This window comes from Massilia sp. P2_C2, assembly GCF_056404615.1.
Window position 1 is genome coordinate 1 of sequence record NZ_JBFUDR010000104.1, and the last position, 19,095, is coordinate 19,095.

The following is a 19,095-nucleotide window of genomic DNA, read 5'->3' on the forward strand; positions in this document are numbered from 1 at the left end:
GCGGCGCCCGCCGCGCCGGCGCCCGCGGCCGCGCCGGCCAAGGACACCAGCAGTACCTGATCGCCGCGCCGGCCGCGCGGCCGGCGCATAATGAGCGCCATTCATCCCTGGACGAGACCTGGACGACAAACGATGCGTAAATATTTCATCACTGGCGCGCTGGTGCTGGTTCCCCTGGCGATCACGGTGTGGGTGTTGCACTTCGTGATCGCCACGCTGGACCAGTCGCTCGTGCTCGTGCCGCAGGGCTGGCGGCCGGGGACCTATATCCCGGGCCTGGGCGCCATCATCACGCTGGCCATCGTGTTCCTGACCGGCGTGCTGACCAACAACCTGGTCGGCAAGTGGTTCGTGCGGCTGTGGGAGCGGCTGCTGCAGCGCATCCCGGTCGTGAACTCGATCTACGGCAGCGTCAAGCAGGTGTCGGACACGCTGTTCTCCTCGTCGGGCAACGCGTTCCGCAAGGCCGTCCTGATCCCGTATCCGCACGAGCACTCGTACACGATCGCCTTCCTGACCGGCGTGCCGGGCGGCGACGTCCAGAACCACCTGGTGGGCGAGTACGTGAGCGTGTACGTGCCGACCACGCCCAATCCGACGTCCGGCTTCTTCCTGATGATGGAGCGCAGCCGGGTCGTCGAGCTGGACATGACGGTCGACACGGCCCTCAAGTACATCGTCTCGATGGGCGTCGTGGCGCCCCCGCCGCCGGCCGGGGCCGCCATCGGCGCGCGTCCCGTCGCCACGACGGAATAGAACAAACAAGGCAGCAAAGAATCCAGGCCCGCGCCGAACGCGGGCCACCGAATCAACCAACCAGGATCGAAAAACTATGTCCTCCATGCGTACTCACTACTGCGGCCTCGTGACCGAAGAGCTGCTGGGCCAAACCGTCAGCCTGTGCGGCTGGGTGCACCGCCGCCGCGACCACGGCGGGGTGATCTTCATCGACCTGCGCGACCGTGAAGGTCTGGTGCAGGTCGTCTGCCACCCCGACAATGCGGAGGTCTTCAAGGTCGCCGAGCACGTCCGTAACGAGTACTGCCTGCGCGTCACCGGCACCGTCGTGAACCGCCTGGAGGGCACCGCCAACGCCAACCTGAAGTCGGGCAAGATCGAGATCAACACCACGAACCTGGAAGTGCTGAACGCCTCCGTGCCGGTGCCGTTCCAGCTGGACGACGACAACCTGTCGGAAACGACGCGCCTGACGCACCGCGTGCTCGACCTGCGCCGCCAGCAGATGCAGCACAACCTGCGCCTGCGCTACAAGGTGTCGATGGAAGTGCGCAAATACCTGGACAACCTGGGCTTCATCGACATCGAGACCCCGATGCTGACCAAGTCCACGCCGGAAGGCGCGCGCGACTACCTGGTGCCGTCGCGCGTCAACCCGGGCAACTTCTTCGCGCTGCCGCAGTCGCCGCAGCTGTTCAAGCAGCTGCTGATGGTCGCCAACTTCGACCGCTACTACCAGATCACCAAGTGCTTCCGCGACGAAGACCTGCGCGCCGACCGCCAGCCGGAATTCACCCAGATCGACTGCGAGACGTCGTTCCTGACCGAGCAGGAAATCCGTGACCTGTTCGAAGACATGATGCGCGTCGTCTTCAAGAACGCCGCCGGCATCGACCTGCCGAACCCGTTCCCGGTGATGGACTTCGCCACCGCCATGGGCTTGTACGGTTCGGACAAGCCGGACATGCGCGTGAAGCTGCAGTTCACCGAACTGACGGAGCTGATGAAGACCGTGGAATTCAAGGTCTTCAACAACGCCGCGAACATGGTGGGCGGCCGCGTCGTCGGCATGCGCGTGCCGCAGGGCGGTTCGATGCCGCGTTCGGAAATCGACGCGTACACGCAATTCGTCGGCATCTACGGCGCCAAGGGCCTCGCCTACATCAAGGTCAACGAGAAGGCCAAGGGCCGAGATGGCCTGCAGTCGCCGATCGTCAAGAACATCTCGGACGACGTGCTGGCGAAAGTGCTGGAACTGACCGGTGCCGAAGACGGCGACCTGATCTTCTTCGGTGCGGACAAGGCCAAGGTCGTGAACGACTCGATCGGCGCGCTGCGCGTGAAGATCGGCCACTCGGAATTCGGCAAGAAGGCCGGCCTGTTCGACGAGGTCTGGGCGCCGCTGTGGGTCATCGACTTCCCGATGTTCGAGTACGACGACGAAGGCGACCGCTGGAATGCGACGCACCACCCGTTCACGGCACCGAAGGACGGCCACGAAGACATGCTCGAGACGAACCCGGGCGCCTGCGTCGCCAAGGCCTACGACATGGTCCTGAACGGCTGGGAACTGGGCGGCGGCTCGATCCGTATCCACCGCGAGGAAGTCCAGAGCAAGGTGTTCCGCGCGCTGAAGATCGATGCCGAAGAAGCGCAGCTGAAGTTCGGCTTCCTGCTCGACGCCCTGCAGTACGGCGCCCCGCCGCACGGCGGCCTGGCGTTCGGCCTGGATCGCCTGATCACGCTGATGACGGGCTCCGAGTCGATCCGCGACGTGATCGCGTTCCCGAAGACCCAGCGCGCGCAGGACCTGTTGACCAATGCGCCGTCGGAAGTCGACGAGAAGCAGCTGCGCGAGCTGCATATCCGTCTGCGTAACGAGCCGAAGGTCGCATAAAAATCGTAGGGTGGGCACCCCGTGCCCACGCGTGACGCATGCGATTCGTTGGCGTCACCGCGTGGGCGGAGGGCCGCCCACCCTACGACGTTTGGGGGTACGTTACAATAATCTCCATGCCCCACAAAATCCCCGAATCGGTCCTCGTCGTCATCCACACCACCGACCTCGAGGTGCTGCTGATCGAACGCGCCGACCGGCCCGGCTTCTGGCAATCCGTCACCGGTTCCCTCGACCGCCCCGACGAGCCGCTGCTGGAGACGGCGACCCGCGAATTGTTCGAGGAAACGGGCATCGGCGCCGACGGCGAGCGCATCGTCCTGCGCGACTGGTATCTGTCCAACGTCTACGAGATCTATCAGACCTGGCGCCACCGCTACGCGCCCGGCGTCACCCACAACACGGAACACGTGTTCTCCGTCTGCGTCCCGCGCGACATCACCATCACCCTCGCGCCGCGCGAGCACCTGCAATACGCCTGGCTGCCGCTGCTGGAGGCCGCCGACCGGTGCTTCTCCTCCTCGAACGCCGAGGCCATCCTGCAGATTCCCAGGCATTACCAAGGCACGCGATGAACCTGCCCTACGAATGGATGATCGGCCTGCGCTACACCCGTGCGGGCAAGCGCAGCAGCCGTAACAGCTTCATCTCCTTCATTTCCCTGATCTCCGTGTCCGGCATCGCGCTGGGCGTGGCGGCGCTGATCGTCGTCCTGTCCGTGATGAACGGCTTCGAGAAGGAAGTCACGGCGCGCATGCTGTCCGTGCTGGCGCACGTCGAGGTGTTCGATGCGCGCGGCAGCATGCCGGACTGGCGCGCGCAGGCGCAGGCTGCGTTCCGCAACCCCGAGGTGCGCGGCGCCGCGCCGTTCGTCGAGACGGAAGGCATGCTCGTGCGCGACGATACGATGAAGCCGGCCGTGATCCGCGGCATCCTGCCGGACATGGAGCCGCAGGTCTCCGACGTCGCGCGTCAAATGCGCGAAGGCCGCCTGGGGGTGCTCACGGCCGGCTCGTCGAACATTGTGCTGGGCAGCGCGCTGGCGCGCGCGCTCGGCGTGCGCGTGGGCGAGCGGATCACGCTGATGATGGCGGCTCCAGGCGCACCCGGCCAGGGCGGCGTCGCGGGCATGCTCCCGCGGCCGCATGCGTTCACGGTGGCCGGCATCTTCGAGGCAGGGCATTATCAGTTCGATTCGACCCTCGCCTTCGTCCACCTCGACGATGCCGAGGCGCTGGCGGGCCTGACGGCGCCATCCGGGCTGCGCCTGCGCCTGGCCGACATGAATGCCGCGCCGCGCGTGGCGGTGGAACTGAAACAGAGCATGACGGGAGAACTGTTCATGCGCGACTGGTCGCGGGTGAACGCGACCTGGTTCGCTGCCGTGCAATCGCAAAAGCGCATGATGTTCGTGATCCTGGCCATGATCGTCGCCGTCGCCGCGTTCAACCTCGTCTCGACCCTCGTCATGACGGTGCGCGACAAGCGGGCCGAGATCGCCATCCTGCGCACGCTGGGCGCGTCGCCGGGCGCCGTCATGCGCATCTTCATCGTGCAGGGCACGCTCGTGGGCCTGCTCGGGACGCTGATCGGCGTCGGGCTGGGCGTCCTCGTCGCGTGCAACATCGACGTGATCGTTCCCCTCATCGAGCGCGTCTCCGGCGCCCACTTCCTCGACAAGGACATTTATTTCATCAGCGAGATCCCGTCGGACGTGCACTGGAGCGACGTCGCGCGCGTAGGCGGCGTGGCCGTGCTGCTGGCCTTCATCGCCACGCTGTACCCGAGCTGGTCGGCGGCGCGCGCGCATCCGGCCGAGGCGCTGCGCTACGAGTAACCGTAAACAAAAGGCTGTGTTCGCGTTTGTTATGTGAACTTTAATTTGTTCGGTTAGCGGGTTGGTGCTCGGTTGGTGCTCGTTTACCGAATCAACGCGAACACAGCCAACAAAATCCGATTTGAATGGTTTAAATCTTTCATTTCAACCGTGCGCGTCACAATCTGTGCTATGTTCTCTTGCTTTACAGAAAATATTTACAGATCGACCGCATGCGCAGCGCAAGACACCTGACATTCGTCGCCCTTGCCGTCTTCACCATCATGGTTTTGGTGGCGGCCGTACCGTTCTGGCTGAACCGCTCCGTCAACGTCCTGCTGGCGCAGGCGCACGCCGAGCAACGCGCGCAGCAGCGCCTGGATGACATCCTGACCAGCGTGCGCGATGCCGAGACGGCGCAGCGCGGCTTCGTCATCACGGGCAACGACGTCTTCCTCGCGCCGTATGAGCAGGCGCGGAGCACGCTGCCATCGGCCCTGCATGAGGCCAAGGACAAGGCGCGCACGGATACCGAGCGGACCACGGTATGGCGCATCGCGCGGCTGGTGGATCTGAAGATGGCCGAACTCGACGAGACCATCGCGTTGCGCCGCCGCGCGGGTTTTGCGGCGACAGAGCGCGTGGTCAGCTCGATGCGCGGCAAGATGTACATGGACGACCTGCGCCAGATCATGGCGACGGACGACGCGCGCGCCAACGCCCGGCTCGATGCGCTGCGAACCGATTTGCTGGCGCGCTCGGAACGGTCGTTCTACGTGAGCGTCGCGGCCACCGCTTTCAACATCGTCGTGCTGGGCATGCTGCTGCTGGTCGTCACGCGCATGCTGCGCGCACGGCGCGACGTGGCGGCGCAGCTGGAAGCGCAGGCCGGCCAGCTGACCGAGGCCGTCGCCCAGACGACGCGCCACAACCGCGAGCTGAAACAGATCGCCGAGCTGCTGCGCGCCGTCGACGCCGTGGCGGCGGTGCCGGACGCCGGTCCCGTGATCGCGCGTACGCTGCCGAAGCTGCTGCCCGGCGTGTCCGGCACGCTGTTCCTGCTGCGCGACGACGACGACCACATGCTGGACCGGCACACGCAGTGGGGCACGCCGTCCGAGCAGCCGGCGGAGATGGACATCGAATCGTGCTGGGCGCTGCGCCACGGGTCGCGCTACCGGACTGCCGCTTATGGCGCGCCAGCCTGCGCTCACTACCGCAAGCCGGCGGACGAGGCGGCGGGCCGCCTGTGCATCCCGCTCGTCACGCACGACGACCTGGTCGGCATGCTGCACCTGGAGGGGCTGGCAGCCGGGCCGGAACAGGAGACGCAGGAGCGGCTCGCGGTGACGGTCGCCGAGCAGCTCGCGCTGGCGCTCGGGAATGCGCGCCTGCGTGAATCGCTGCGCCGGCAGTCGGTGCTCGATCCGCTGACGGGCCTGTTCAACCGGCGTCACTTCGACGCCGCCATGAAACGCGAGCTGGCGCGGGCGCGCCGCAAGAACGTGCCCGTGAGCCTCGTGCTGGTCGACATCGACCACTTCAAGCGCGTCAACGACGACTACGGCCACGCCATCGGCGACGCCGTGCTGCGTACCATCGCCCAGCAACTGCGCCTGGGTATCCGCGAGGGCGACATCGCCTGCCGCTACGGTGGCGAGGAGATGGTGCTACTGCTCCCGGAGTGCTCGGCCGCGGACGCGAGCAGGCGCGCGGAAGCGATCCGCGTCGCGCTGGCCGCCATCCCGCCGAACCCGGAAGGCGAGGGGCCGGAGCGTGTGACGGCATCGTTCGGCGTCGCGGCCTATCCGGTACACGCGCAGGATGCCGAGGCGTTGTTCTGGGCCGCCGACAAGGCGCTGTACCGCGCCAAGCAATATGGCCGCAACCGCGTGGTGGCGGAGGCGTAGGCGCGGCTGCTGGGCGATCGCCGGGCCGGAACTTCCGGATGGCGGTACGGTCGAAATCGGCGGTGGCGGACAGAACCCTGGCATATCGTTTTGACAGCCTACTCGGTGTGTGAAGGTCAACGCTTGTTACTAAAAGTAGTAAATTAACGTTGTAGACCAATTACTTTATGTGATTATTTGTGATTTTTGCCTGATCAATCCTGCATAATGTCGGCTCAGACGGCCGATCTGTACTCTAGCGTCGGAATTTTATTTAGGGAAATTGATTTCGCACGATACAATCGTTCGTTTGACAGTGAGAAACGATTTGTTTAATGTCAATTAGTCGTTTTCAGCGACTTTTCGTTTAGCAATGTCCAACAAAGGGAGAAACCATGAGCGAACGCAGACACGAGCAGAAGGTCAAGGATGTTGGCGTCGATGACGATTTCCTGTGCATCGAACTATTAAGCGGTCTACGCCTGATGGGCCCGTTGCGCACGAACCCGGTCTACCGTGATCCCGTCATTCCACCCGAAGCACGTCCTCTGCCGAAAGGCGAATTCAGGCGGTCCGCCGTCGCCCCCTAAGACGTTCCACCCAGGCTCGTCCTGGCTATGAGCCGGGACGAGCGCCCCGCGCACGATTGCGCTCCCCGCCCGGGAAGGGCATGGACTGATGGGGTTACAATGTCCCCATGAAAATCCGTGTTGCGACCTACAACATCCACAAGGGCGTTTCTTCGTTTCGTAGTACGCCGCGCGTGCTGGCGCTGAAAAAAGCCATCGGTGCCTTCGATGCGGACGTCGTGTTCCTGCAGGAAGTGCAGGGGCGGCACGACCGCTACCAGGCGCGCTATGGCGAAAAAGTGCGCAGCCCGCATCATCACTGGCCGGAAAAGGCGCAGCACGAATTCTTTGCGGGTGAAAACCTGCATGCCGCCTATGGCATGAACGCCGTGTACGACCACGGCCACCATGGCAACGCGCTGCTGTCCGGCTTTCCGATCGCGAATATGCTCAACCACGATGTGTCCGACCATGCCTACGAGCAGCGCGGCATCCTGCACTGCATACTGGAGACGCCGTCCGGCAACGTGCATTGCTACGTGGTGCACCTGGGCCTGTTCGAGGTCAGCCGCCGGCGCCAGACAGAGGCGCTGGTCCAGTGCGTGGAGGACTCGGCACGTCGGGACGAACCTGTCATCATCGCCGGCGACTTCAACGACTGGCGCAACACGCTCAGCGATTGCCTGCGCCTGAAACTGGGCGTCGTTGAGGTATTCGATGAACTGGAGCGGCCGGCTCGACTGGGCGCGCGGATCGGTGATATGGTAAGAACTGTCGCCGGGCGCGAAAAACGCCTGGTGCCGGCGCGGACGTTTCCTGCCGCGCTGCCCTGGTTCCGGCTCGACCGGATCTATGTGCGCGGCTTCAGGGTCGAGCATGCCGAAGTGCTGCACGGCCCGCAGTGGGCGCGCCTGTCGGACCACGCACCGATCGTGGCCAACCTGCAGCTGGCATAGCGATGCGCACCGTTACTTATGTAGCCAACAACGACGTTACCCTCCTCGAAAGCGGCAGTACTTATTTTCCGACGCTGCTGGCCGCCATCGATGCGGCACAGCACGAGATCCTGTACGAGACCTATATCTATGCCGAGGATGACACGGCGCGTGCCGTCACGGATGCGCTGACGCGTGCCGCCCGGCGCGGCGTCAAGGTGCGCGTGCTGGCCGACTGGTTCGGCACCGGCCATCGCATCGCCTGCCGGCTGAAGGAAGAACTCTGCGCGGCCGGCGTGCACTATCGCATGTTCAATCCGTGGTTCAAGCGCGGTGCCGCGCGCAGTCACCGCAAGATCGCCGTGATGGACCGCCAGGTCGCCTTCGTCGGCGGCATCAACACGAACGACGACAACCTGCACGACTACGAACCGCACGCGTCGTTGCCGGCGCCCCGCTGGGATTTCGCCGTGCGCGTGCGCGGGCCGCTCGTGACCGAGATCCATCGCGAAGCCCAGGCCCAGTGGGCGCGCGCGGGCCATCTGCCGCTCGTCCGGCGCATCAATCTGTTCCGCGAAATGCGCAAGCAACCGGCTGCGTTGGGTGACCATCCGATGCGCGCCGCCTTCGTCGTGCGCGACAACCTGCGTAACCGCCGTACGATCCAGCGCGCCTACCTGCAGGCGATCGGCCGCGCGCGCAGGCGCGTGCTGATGGCCACGCCGTATTTCGCGCCGCACCGCAAGTTTCGCGATGCGCTGTGCCAGGCGGCGCGGCGCGGCGTCGACGTGTGCCTGCTCATCGGTGTGGGCGAATTCCGCATGCAGGATGCCGTCGCGTCGTCGTTCTACCCGCAGCTGCTGGCGGCTGGGGTGCGCATCGTCGAGTACCGCAAGACCCAGTTGCATGCGAAAGTCGCCGTCGTGGACGACAGCTGGGCGACGGTCGGTTCCAGCAATTGCGACGGGCTGTCGCTGTTCGTCAACCAGGAAGCGAATGTCGTCGTGCGTGATGCGCGGTTTGCCGCGAGTCTTGCGCGCCAGATCGAGCGGGGTGTCGCTGATGGCGTGCAGATATGCATGGATGACCTGCGGCAACTGAGTTGGGTGCGGCGCTGCGGCCACGCAATGGCTTATCTTCTCTATAGAATGACGATGCGCGTGGTCGCGATCGGCTACGCATGAGTGGAAGGATATGATGGAAGAGACCAACGTACGAATCGACAAATGGCTGTGGGCCGCACGCTTTTTCAAGACGCGCTCGCTGGCGGCGGATGCGGTCGACCGCGGTCGCGTGCGGATCGGCGGCGAGCCCGTCAAACCTGCCCGTTCCGTGAAAGTCGATGATAAGATTTTCATCGACAACGGTTCGAACCGCTGGGAGGTGGTGGTGCTGGGCCTGTCCGACAAGCGCGGCCCGGCGCCGGTCGCGCAGGCGTTGTACCGCGAGACGGAGGAGAGCCTCGTGCGCCGCGAAAACGACCAGGAAGCGCGCCGCCTGTTCCCCGAGCCGGGCAGCACGATCAAGGGCCGCCCGACCAAGCGCGACCGCCGCGCCCTGACCCGCGCCGGCAGCTGACAAGCCGCCGCACCGACACGGACCGTGCCCGGCAGGCGGCGGTCCGTTGTTGTGACAAGGCACTAGAACGGTGCCTCTAAGTTCCCGTTTGACATTTCAAGGCTGGTAGATAATAGTACGAGCGTTCGGATTTTTTCGGTAAGATCAAATCCTCACTTACGCGAGGCATATTATTAACACGACAGCTAAATCGATGAGCATGCGCAAAGGCGAGATGACGCGGGCCGCCATCCTCGATGTTGCGCTCGAGCTCGCCAGCCGCGACGGCCTCGAAGGCCTGACCATCGGCCTGCTGGCCGACCGCATGAACATGAGTAAATCGGGCGTGTTCGCGCACTTCGGTTCGCGCGAAGACCTGCAGATCGACGTGCTCAAGCTGTACCACCGCCGCTTCGAGCAGGAAGTGTTCTTCCCCAGCCTGAAGGAAGCACGCGGCCTGCCGCGCCTGGAGGCGATGTTCAACCTGTGGCTCAAGCGCGTCTCGGTCGAGATCGCGTCCGGCTGCATCTATATCAGCGGCGCCGTCGAGTACGACGACCGTCCGGGCCCCATCCGCGAAGAACTCGTCGCCATGGTGCGCACCTGGCAGGGTGCCCTGCTGCGCTGCGCGCAACAGGCGATCGAATGCGGCGACCTGAAGCCGGGCACCGATCCCGAGCAGCTCGTGTACGAGATGTACGGCCTCGTGCTGGCGGTGCACCACGATGCGCGCTTCCTGCGTATCCCGGGCACCGTCGACCGCGCACACCGCGGCTTTGCGCGCCTCGTCGCAGATTATCGCAACCCCAACAAGCAAGGCAGCCAGGCGGATTCCGTCGGTGCCCAGTAATTCATACACACCATATTCACCTGTCAGGAGAACAATCATGGGTCAGTACGTCGCGCCGCTTCGGGATATGCAGTTCGTTCTGCACGAGTTCCTCAACGTCACCGAAGAATTCAAGAACCTGCCGGCGTACCAGGAGATCGAGGCCGACATCATCAACCAGGTGCTGGAAGAAGGCGCGAAATTCACGCAGGAAGTGCTGTTCCCGCTGAACCACAGTGGCGACCGCGAAGGCTGCCACTACGATGCGGCCACCAAGACCGTCACCACGCCCAAGGGTTTCAAGGAAGCCTATAAACAGTATGTGGAAGGCGGCTGGGCGGCGCTGGCCTGCGATCCGGAATACGGCGGCCAGGGCCTGCCGGTCTCCCTGAACAACTCGTTCTACGAGATGCTGAATTCGTCGAACCAGGCATGGACCATGTACCCGGGCCTGTCGCACGGCGCGTACGAGTGCCTGAAGGAACACGGCACCGACGACCAGAAGAAGTTCTACCTGCCGAAACTCGTCTCGGGCGAGTGGACCGGCACGATGTGCCTGACCGAAGCGCATTGCGGCACCGACCTGGGCCTGCTGCGCACGAAGGCCGAACCGCAGGCCGACGGCACTTATAAAATCACCGGTTCGAAGATCTTCATCTCGGCCGGCGAGCACGACATGTCGGAAAACATCGTCCACCTGGTGCTGGCCCGCCTGCCGGATGCGCCGGAAGGCTCGAAAGGCATCTCGCTGTTCCTCGTGCCGAAGTTCCTGCCGAACGCCGACGGTTCCGTCGGTGAGCGCAACGGCATCACCTGCGGCGCCATCGAAGAAAAGATGGGCATCCACGGCAACTCGACCTGCCAGATGAACCTGGACGGCGCCATCGGCACCCTGATCGGCCAGCCGCACAAGGGCCTGAACGCGATGTTCGTGTTCATGAACGCGGCCCGTCTGGGCGTCGGCATGCAGTCGCTGGGCCTGACGGAAGTGGCCTACCAGAACGCGCTGGTGTATGCGAAAGACCGCATCCAGATGCGCAGCCTGTCGGGCCCGAAGGCACCGGACAAGCCGGCCGACCCGATCATCGTCCACCCGGACGTGCGCCGCATGCTGCTGACCGCCAAGGCTTACGCCGAAGGCGCGCGCGCCCTGACGTCGTACGTGGCGCTGCAGATCGACCGCGAACTGAACCACCCGGACGAAGAAGTCCGCAAGGAAGCCGCCGGCGAAGTCGCGCTGCTGACCCCGATCGTGAAGGCCTTCATCACCGACAACGGCTGGATCGCCACGTCGGAAGCGATGCAGGTGTACGGCGGCCACGGCTACATCAGCGAGTGGGGCATGGAGCAATATGTGCGCGACGCCCGCATCAACATGATCTACGAGGGCACGAACACCGTGCAGTCGCTGGACCTGCTGGGCCGTAAGATCCTGATGGACAACGGTGCCAAGCTGCGCGCATTCGGCGAAAAGATCAAGGCGTTCGTCGAAGAGAACGGCCTGGACGAGCAGATGTCCGAATTCGTGAGCCCGCTGGGCGAACTGGGCGAGAAGGTCGGCAAGCTGACGATGGAAATCGGCATGAAGGCCTTCCAGAACCAGGACGAAGTGGGCGCCGCCGCCGTGCCTTACCTGCGCGTCGTAGGCCATATGGTGTTCTCGTACTTCTTCGCGCAGATGGCGAAGATCGCCCTGGCCAAGAAGGATTCGGGCGACAAGTTCTACGAATCGAAACTGGCGACGGCACGCTTCTACTTCGCCCGCCTGTATCCGGAAACCGCGATGCTGATCCGCCAGGCACGTTCGGGTGCTTCGAACCTGATGGCGCTGGACGCCGACCTGTTTTAAATCGCACTGTCACCAAACTGAGCCATTAAGGATTACGAGAGATGACCAATTTCATCGTCAAGAAAGTCGCCGTGCTGGGCGCCGGCGTGATGGGCGCGCAGATCGCTGCGCACTGCCTCAACGCCAAGGTTCCGGTCGTGCTGTTCGACCTGCCTGCGAAGCCGGAGCAAAGCTCCGGCGGTAACAAGAACGGTATCGTTTTGAAAGCGATCGAGAACCTCAAAAAACTGTCGCCGGCCCCGCTGGGCAACAAGGACGACGCGGCGCTGATCGAAGTCGCCAACTACGAGGACAACCTCGACGTGCTGGCCGGCTGCGACCTGATCATCGAAGCCATCGCCGAGCGCATGGACTGGAAGCACGACCTGTACAAGAAGGTCGCCCCGCACATCGGTCCGAACGCCATCTTCGCGTCGAACACGTCGGGCCTGGCGATCGAGAAGCTGGCCGAAGGCTTCGACGCCGACCTGAAGGCGCGCTTCTGCGGTGTGCACTTCTTCAACCCGCCGCGCTACATGCACCTGGTCGAGCTGATCCCGACCGCGGCCACCCGTCCGGAAATCCTCGACCAGTTGGAAACGTTCCTGACGTCCGCGCTGGGCAAGGGCGTGGTGCGTGCGAAGGACACGCCGAACTTCATCGCCAACCGCGTCGGCATCTTCGGCATGCTGGCCACGATCCACGAAGCCGAGAAGTTCGGCCTGTCCGTGGACGTCGTCGACGACCTGACCGGCGCCAAGCTGGGTCGCGCCAAGTCGGGCACGTTCCGCACGGCGGACGTCGTCGGCCTGGACACGATGGGCCACGTCATCAAGACGATGCAGGACAACCTGAAGGATGACCCGTTCTTCGACGTGTACAAGACGCCGGACGTGCTGGCGAAGCTGATCGAAAAGGGCGCACTGGGCCAGAAGACGGGCGCCGGCTTCTACAAGAAAGTCGGCAAGGACATCCTGCGCCTGGACACCGCAACCGGCGAATACGTGCCGGGCGGCGCCAAGGCCGCCGACATCGTCGCCCGCATCCTGAAAGAGAAGGATCCGGTCAAGAAATTCAAGGCCATGCGCGAATCCACGAATCCGCAGGCGCAGTTCCTGTGGGCGATCTTCCGCGACGCCTTCCACTACATCGCGTTCCACCTCGACAGCATCGCCGACAATGCGCGCGACGTCGACTTCGCGATGCGCTGGGGTTTCGGCTGGAGCGTCGGTCCGTTCGAGACGTGGCAGGCCGCCGGCTGGAACACCATCGCCCAGTGGGTCAAGGAAGACGTCGAGGCCGGCAAGGCCCTGACCGATGCGCCGCTGCCGGCCTGGGTGTTCAGCGCACCGGTCGCGGAGAAGGGCGTGCACACGCCTGAAGGTTCGTACTCCGTCACGAAGAGCGCCTATGTGCCGCGTTCCGACCTGCCTGTGTACCAGCGCCAGCAGTTCCGCGCACCGGTCGTGGGCGCGGGCGGCGACGATCCGAAGACCGCCGGCACCACCGTGTTCGAAGACGATTCCGTGCGCCTGTGGCACTCGGGCGACGAGGTGCTCGTCATCTCGCTGAAGACGAAGATGCACGTGATCGGCGATGGCGTCATCAAGGGCATCCAGCGTGCGCTGGCGGAAGCCGGAAAGGGCTACAAGGGCGTCGTGATCTGGAATACCGATGCGGCGGAAGGCGGCCCGTTCTCGGCCGGCGCCGACCTGCAATCGGCCCTGCCGGCCTTCATGGCGGGGGGCGCGAAAGCGATGGATCCGATCGTCAAGGAACTGCAGGACACGTTCATGGCGATGAAATACTCGAACATCCCGGTCGTGGCCGCGGTGGCGGGCCTGGCGCTGGGCGGCGGCTGCGAGATGGCGCTGCACGCGTCGAAGCGCGTCGCCTCGATCGAGTCGTACATCGGCCTCGTGGAAGTGGGCGTCGGCCTGGTGCCGGCCGGCGGCGGCCTGAAGGAAGCGGCGCTGCGCGCGGCCAATGACGCCAAGGGCAACGACATCCTGCAATTCCTGAAGACGGGCTTCACCAACGCGGCCACTGCCCAGGTGTCGAAGTCGGCCCTCGAAGCGAAGGCCATGGGCTACCTGAAGGAAGACGACATCATCGTCTTCAACCCGTACGAACTGCTGCACGTGGCCAAGGTCACCGCGCGCTCGATGTTCGACGCCGGCTACCGCGCACCGCTGCGCCGCCCGGTGACCGTCACCGGCCGCTACGGCTGGGGCACGATCCGCGGCCAGCTGGTCAACATGCGCGACGGCGGCTTCATCTCGGCCTATGACTACCACCTGGGCGACACGATCGCGGAGATCGTCTCGGGCGGCGACGTCGACCAGGGCAGCGTCGTGTCCGAGCAGTGGCTGCTCGACATGGAGCGTCGTGCATTCGTCTCGCTGCTGAACAATCCGAAGACCCAGGAACGCATCATGGGCATGATGCAAAACGGGAAACCTGTCCGCAACTGAGCGGTACGTAACTAAACGATACGCGGACAACAAGGACTACTGACATGAGCAAACAACTTCAAGACGCATACATCGTCGCAGCGACCCGTACCCCGATCGGCAAGGCGCCGCGCGGTTTCTTCAACAAGACCCGTCCGGACGATCTGCTGGTGCACGCGATCCGCGGCGCGATGGCGGCCGTGCCGAACCTGGACCCGGCGCTGATCGTCGACGCGATCGTCGGCTGTTCGTTCCCGGAAGCGGAGCAGGGCTTCAACGTGGCCCGTAATGCCGTCGTGCTGGCCGGCCTGCCGAACACCGTCGGCGGCGTGACCGTCAACCGCTACTGCGCCTCGGGCATCACGGCGCTGGCCATGGCCGCGGACCGCATCCGCGTCGGCGAGGCCGACGTGATGATCGCCGGCGGCGTCGAATCGATGTCGATGGTGCCGATGATGGGCCACCATCCGTCGATCAACATGGAGACGTTCAAGGATGAAAACGTCGGCCTGGCGTACGGCATGGGCCTGACGGCCGAGAAGGTCGCCACCCAGTGGAAGGTGAGCCGCGAAGACCAGGACGCCTTCGGCCTGGAATCGCATCGTAAAGCCATCGCCGCCCAGCAGGCCGGCCTGTTCAAGGACGAGATCACCCCGGTCGAAGTCGTCACCCGCACGCCCGACCTGGCGACGGGAGAGATCAAGGTCAAGCGCCGCACCGTCGACCTGGACGAAGGCCCGCGCGCCGACGCCAGCATGGAATCGATGGCGAAGCTGAAGCCCGTCTTCGCCGCCAAGGGTTCCGTGACGGCCGCGACGTCGTCGCAGATGTCGGACGGCGCCGGTGCGCTGATCGTCGTCAGCGAGAGGATCCTGAAGGAACACAACCTGACTCCGCTGGCCAGGTTCTCCTCGTTCGCCGTGCGCGGCGTACCGCCGGAGATCATGGGCATCGGTCCGAAGGTCGCGATTCCCGCCGCGCTGGCCGCCGCCGGCATCACGCAGGACCAGCTGGACTGGATCGAACTGAACGAAGCTTTCGCAGCACAGGCACTGGCCGTGATCCGCGACCTGAACCTGGACACGAGCAAGGTCAACCCGATGGGTGGCGCGATCGCCCTCGGCCACCCGCTGGGCGCGACCGGCGCGATCCGTGCCGCCACGGTCGTGCACGCGCTGCGCCGTAACAACCTGAAGTACGGCATGGTCACCATGTGCGTCGGCGCCGGCATGGGCGCGGCGGGCATCATCGAACGCGTGTAATCCACACGTCGTAAATGGGAGGGGCGCTGTGGCACAACCGCAGCGCCCTTTTTTAATCGAAGACCGATGCGTTGCCGGTAGGGTGGGCACCGTCATTCAGGCCCCCGGCCTGAATGACCCCACGCGTTCAACCAGCGTTGGAATGGACGCGCTATCGGGCTACAACGTCACGGCACAACGAATATACGGAGACCTGAATTGGACATCCTGACCACCACCGCCAACGGCATCCTGACCCTCGAATTCAACCGCCCGGAACGCAAGAACGCGATCACGGGCGCCATGTACACGACCTTGGCAGACGCCTTGCGCGCCGCCGACGCCGACCCGCAGATCCGCGCCATCCTCATCACGGGCAAGCCCGAGATCTTCACGGCCGGCAACGACCTGGAAGACTTCCGGCACAACGTCGGACCGGGGTCGATGCTTGAGTCCCGTCCCGTATTCCAGTTCATGCAGGCACTGGAAGGCTGCTCCAAGCCGGTGGTCGCCGCCGTCGCCGGCGCCGCCGTCGGCATCGGCACCACGATGCTGATGCACTGCGACCTCGTGTACGCGGCCGACAACGCGAAATTCTCGATGCCGTTCGCCCAKCTGGGCCTGTGCCCGGAATTCGCCTCGTCGCTGCTCGTCACACAGGCCGCCGGCTATACGCGCGCGGCGGAAAAGTTGATGCTGGGCGAGGCCTTCGGCGCGCAGGAGGCGTTTGAAATGGGCATCGTGGCGCGCGTGCTGCCGGCTGCGGAACTGCTCACGTTCGCGCAGGGGCAGGCTGCCAAGCTCGTTAAACTGCCGGCCGCGTCGCTCCGCACGACCAAGGCGCTCATGAAGCGGTCGCGTGCTGCACTGGTGAAGGACACCATCGCTGCGGAGAACGAGCGGTTCGGCGCGATGCTGGTCGGCGCCGAGGCGAAGGAAGCCTTTACTGCGTTCTTTGAAAAGCGCAAGCCGGACTTCAGCAAGTTCGACTGAGCCGGCGCTAAGCCAGACAGCCAGCACGCCCTGTTCGGTAGCCGGAACTTTACGGTGACCGAACAGGGAAGGTTTTCATCTCTACAATTTTGTAATCGCTTTTTTTATGAGACACTCAAAAATAATTAAATTTGAGTGCGAATAATCGAAAATGAGCGGCTACATTGGGTTCAAATGGCTCGCCGAGCAGCTGGACATTGCCCCAGTACAGCCATTTGTCGTGGAGAGCAAGGTTGGTTCGAATCGTCGCACAGTTATTGCAGACAACGTTCGCGAAGAAACTTATCCTCTATCGCAACGACCAGAGCCGACGCTTCCGGCCCATCTGACATTCGCGCTGAAGCACGAGGTCGTCCATCTCGAATTCCTCTACCGCATATTCCAGGTCATTCAGCCGCGTGAACTGGAAGCATGGGTGCTTGATGAGCGCACGGGCGCCTACGCCCGCCGTGCGGGTTTTTTTTATGAATGGCTGACCGGACGCCGGCTCGACGTTCCTGATCTGACGATCGGAAACTACGTCGACGCCTTGGACCCGCACAAGTATTTGGCCCCAACAAGATCGACGAATGTCCAGCGCTGGCGGGTTCGGGATAATCTGCCTGGCTCGCCCGCATTCTGTCCTGTCGTTGAACGCACACAAGCGATTGCGCAAATCGAGCGCTACGACTGCGCAAACGCATTGCAGGAACTGGAACGTGTGTTTGGCGCCGATCTGCTGATGCGAAGCGCCGTCTGGTTATCGATCAAGGAAAGCCGTGCGAGCTTCCAGATCGAGCATGAGGAAAAGCATGTCGACCGGGTCCGCCGATTTGCCGCAGCCATGGAAAGCCGGTGCGGCCGGGATACCGATCCGCTCTCACTGCAAGTCCTGTGTGAACTGCAGGCGGAGATCCTGGGCGTCGCCACACGCTATGGCTTGCGCAGGTCGCCTGTCATCGTCGGCCATACGGCGGGGTTTTCGGACGTCGTCGACTACATCGCACCGCACTGGGACCGTACTCAAGAACTGTTGCAAGGCCTGCAGTCCTTTCTTGCGAAGACGTATGGCGCTTCGTCAATATTGCGCGCGGCAGTGGCTTCGTTCGGATTCGTGTATATCCATCCCATGGCTGACGGCAATGGGCGGATTTCCCGTTTCCTGATCAACGATATACTGCGGCGCGATGGTGCGGTACCGGCGCCGTTCATTCTTCCTGTCTCTGCAACGATCACCGACAGCATACGGGAGCGCGCAGGTTATGATCGCTCCCTGGAAGTCCTGTCGAAGCCCCTGATGCTCAAGTACCAGGATCGTTACCAATTCGGCGCCGCGGAAACGTATCCGGATGGGGGGGAAAGCAATTTTCATTTCGATGCCTATGACGAGGCTTTGCCGGCATGGCGGTATCCCGACCTGACCCGGCAAAGCGAGTTTGTCGGGCATGTCGTACGGCGCACGATCGAAGTGGAGATGAGCAAGGAGGCCAGCTATCTGCGCGGCATCGAGCGGGCACGGGAGGGCGTGAAGAACTACCTGGAAGGGCCCAATGCCGATATCGACCAGATCATCCGCTCGGTTCGGGACAATGGCTGGAAACTGTCCAACAAGCTGCTCAAGACCTTCCCCCAACTGCATGATGAGAAACTCGGGGCGGCAGTTGTGAACGCAGTACGGGATGCCCTGGAGCCGCCGGTGGAGGAACAGGAATAATGCATCAGGCAACGACGAGAAGAACATGACGACACATACCAACACGACACCTGCCTTTCCCCTGCGCGGCCTGCGCGTGATCGAAATGGGCCAGCTGATCGCCGGCCCCTTCGCCGGCAAGACGCTCGGCGATTTCGGCGCCGACGTGATCAAGATCGAGGCACCCGACGGCGGCGATCCGCTGCGTAACTGGCGCATGATGAAGGAGGGAACCTCCGTCTGGTGGCAGGTCCAGTCGCGCAACAAGCGCTCGCTGGCGCTCGACTTGCGCAGCAGCGAAGGCCAGGAGATCGCGCGCAAGCTCGTCGCCGAGGCTGACGTGCTGATCGAGAACTTCCGTCCCGGCACGCTGGAAGGCTGGGGCATGGGCTGGGACGTGCTGTCGCAACTGAACCCGGGGCTCATCATGTTGCGCATCTCGGGTTATGGCCAGACGGGGCCGTACCGCGACCTGCCGGGCTTCGGCATGATCGGCGAGGCGATGGGCGGCCTGCGCCACCTCACCGGTGAGCCGGGGCGGGTGCCGGTGCGCTGCGGCGTGTCGATTGGCGACACCCTGGCCGCGCTGCATGGCGTGATCGGCATTCTCACCGCGCTGTACCACCGCAAGGTCAATGGCGGCCAGGGCCAGGTGATCGACGTCGCCCTGCACGAGGC

Annotated in this window: 16 protein-coding genes; all 16 read left to right on the forward strand. The window is 63.9% G+C overall.

The features are described from left to right. Nucleotides 1–132: 132 nt before the first annotated feature. Nucleotides 133–756, forward strand: coding sequence for a DUF502 domain-containing protein (locus AC1DYX_RS14085; RefSeq protein WP_477259744.1), 624 nt, complete (start codon nt 133–135; stop codon nt 754–756). Nucleotides 757–841: 85 nt separating this feature from the next. Then, a complete protein-coding gene (gene aspS, locus AC1DYX_RS14090; protein ID WP_477259746.1) occupies nt 842–2,635 on the forward strand; it encodes an aspartate--tRNA ligase in 1,794 nt (597 codons plus the stop codon). Between the two features lie 116 nt (nt 2,636–2,751). Then, a complete protein-coding gene (nudB, locus tag AC1DYX_RS14095) occupies nt 2,752–3,210 on the forward strand; it encodes a dihydroneopterin triphosphate diphosphatase (RefSeq protein ID WP_477259748.1) in 459 nt (152 codons plus the stop codon). Beyond that, on the forward strand, nt 3,207–4,472 hold the full coding sequence (locus tag AC1DYX_RS14100) for a lipoprotein-releasing ABC transporter permease subunit (RefSeq protein ID WP_477259750.1): 1,266 nt from the start codon (nt 3,207–3,209) through the stop codon (nt 4,470–4,472). The genes nudB and AC1DYX_RS14100 overlap by 4 nt, the downstream gene beginning before the upstream one ends. 212 nt (nt 4,473–4,684) lie before the next feature. Next, nucleotides 4,685–6,361, forward strand: coding sequence for a diguanylate cyclase (locus AC1DYX_RS14105; protein WP_477259752.1), 1,677 nt, complete (start codon nt 4,685–4,687; stop codon nt 6,359–6,361). 374 nt (nt 6,362–6,735) lie between these two features. Next, the gene (locus AC1DYX_RS14110; protein ID WP_477259754.1) at nt 6,736–6,930 is read left to right on the forward strand and encodes a hypothetical protein; all 195 of its coding nucleotides are present in this window, start codon (nt 6,736–6,738) and stop codon (nt 6,928–6,930) included. A 107-nt stretch (nt 6,931–7,037) separates the two neighbouring features. Further along, on the forward strand, nt 7,038–7,865 hold the full coding sequence (locus AC1DYX_RS14115) for an endonuclease/exonuclease/phosphatase family protein (RefSeq protein WP_477259756.1): 828 nt from the start codon (nt 7,038–7,040) through the stop codon (nt 7,863–7,865). A 2-nt stretch (nt 7,866–7,867) separates the two neighbouring features. Beyond that, nucleotides 7,868–9,028 (forward strand): cardiolipin synthase ClsB, encoded by a 1,161-nt coding sequence (gene clsB / locus AC1DYX_RS14120; RefSeq protein WP_477259758.1) that lies wholly within the window; start codon nt 7,868–7,870, stop codon nt 9,026–9,028. 13 nt (nt 9,029–9,041) lie between these two features. Continuing rightward, complete coding sequence (locus AC1DYX_RS14125) at nt 9,042–9,422, forward strand: RNA-binding S4 domain-containing protein (protein WP_477259772.1); 381 nt, start codon at nt 9,042–9,044, stop codon at nt 9,420–9,422. A 199-nt stretch (nt 9,423–9,621) separates the two neighbouring features. After that, nucleotides 9,622–10,251, forward strand: a complete 630-nt coding sequence (locus tag AC1DYX_RS14130) for a TetR/AcrR family transcriptional regulator (RefSeq protein ID WP_477259774.1) — start codon at nt 9,622–9,624, stop codon at nt 10,249–10,251. A gap of 37 nt (nt 10,252–10,288) precedes the next feature. After that, nucleotides 10,289–12,079, forward strand: coding sequence for an acyl-CoA dehydrogenase C-terminal domain-containing protein (locus tag AC1DYX_RS14135; protein ID WP_477259760.1), 1,791 nt, complete (start codon nt 10,289–10,291; stop codon nt 12,077–12,079). Nucleotides 12,080–12,120: 41 nt separating this feature from the next. Further along, complete coding sequence (locus tag AC1DYX_RS14140; RefSeq protein WP_477259762.1) at nt 12,121–14,532, forward strand: 3-hydroxyacyl-CoA dehydrogenase/enoyl-CoA hydratase family protein; 2,412 nt, start codon at nt 12,121–12,123, stop codon at nt 14,530–14,532. A 44-nt stretch (nt 14,533–14,576) separates the two neighbouring features. Beyond that, nucleotides 14,577–15,773, forward strand: a complete 1,197-nt coding sequence (locus AC1DYX_RS14145) for an acetyl-CoA C-acyltransferase (RefSeq protein WP_477259764.1) — start codon at nt 14,577–14,579, stop codon at nt 15,771–15,773. Nucleotides 15,774–15,971: 198 nt separating this feature from the next. Further along, a complete protein-coding gene (locus tag AC1DYX_RS14150) occupies nt 15,972–16,745 on the forward strand; it encodes an enoyl-CoA hydratase (RefSeq protein WP_477259766.1) in 774 nt (257 codons plus the stop codon). A 151-nt stretch (nt 16,746–16,896) separates the two neighbouring features. Beyond that, on the forward strand, nt 16,897–18,438 hold the full coding sequence (locus AC1DYX_RS14155; RefSeq protein WP_477259768.1) for a Fic family protein: 1,542 nt from the start codon (nt 16,897–16,899) through the stop codon (nt 18,436–18,438). Between the two features lie 25 nt (nt 18,439–18,463). After that, on the forward strand, nt 18,464–19,095 hold a 632-nt coding region (locus AC1DYX_RS14160), incomplete at its 3' end, for a CaiB/BaiF CoA transferase family protein (RefSeq protein ID WP_477259770.1).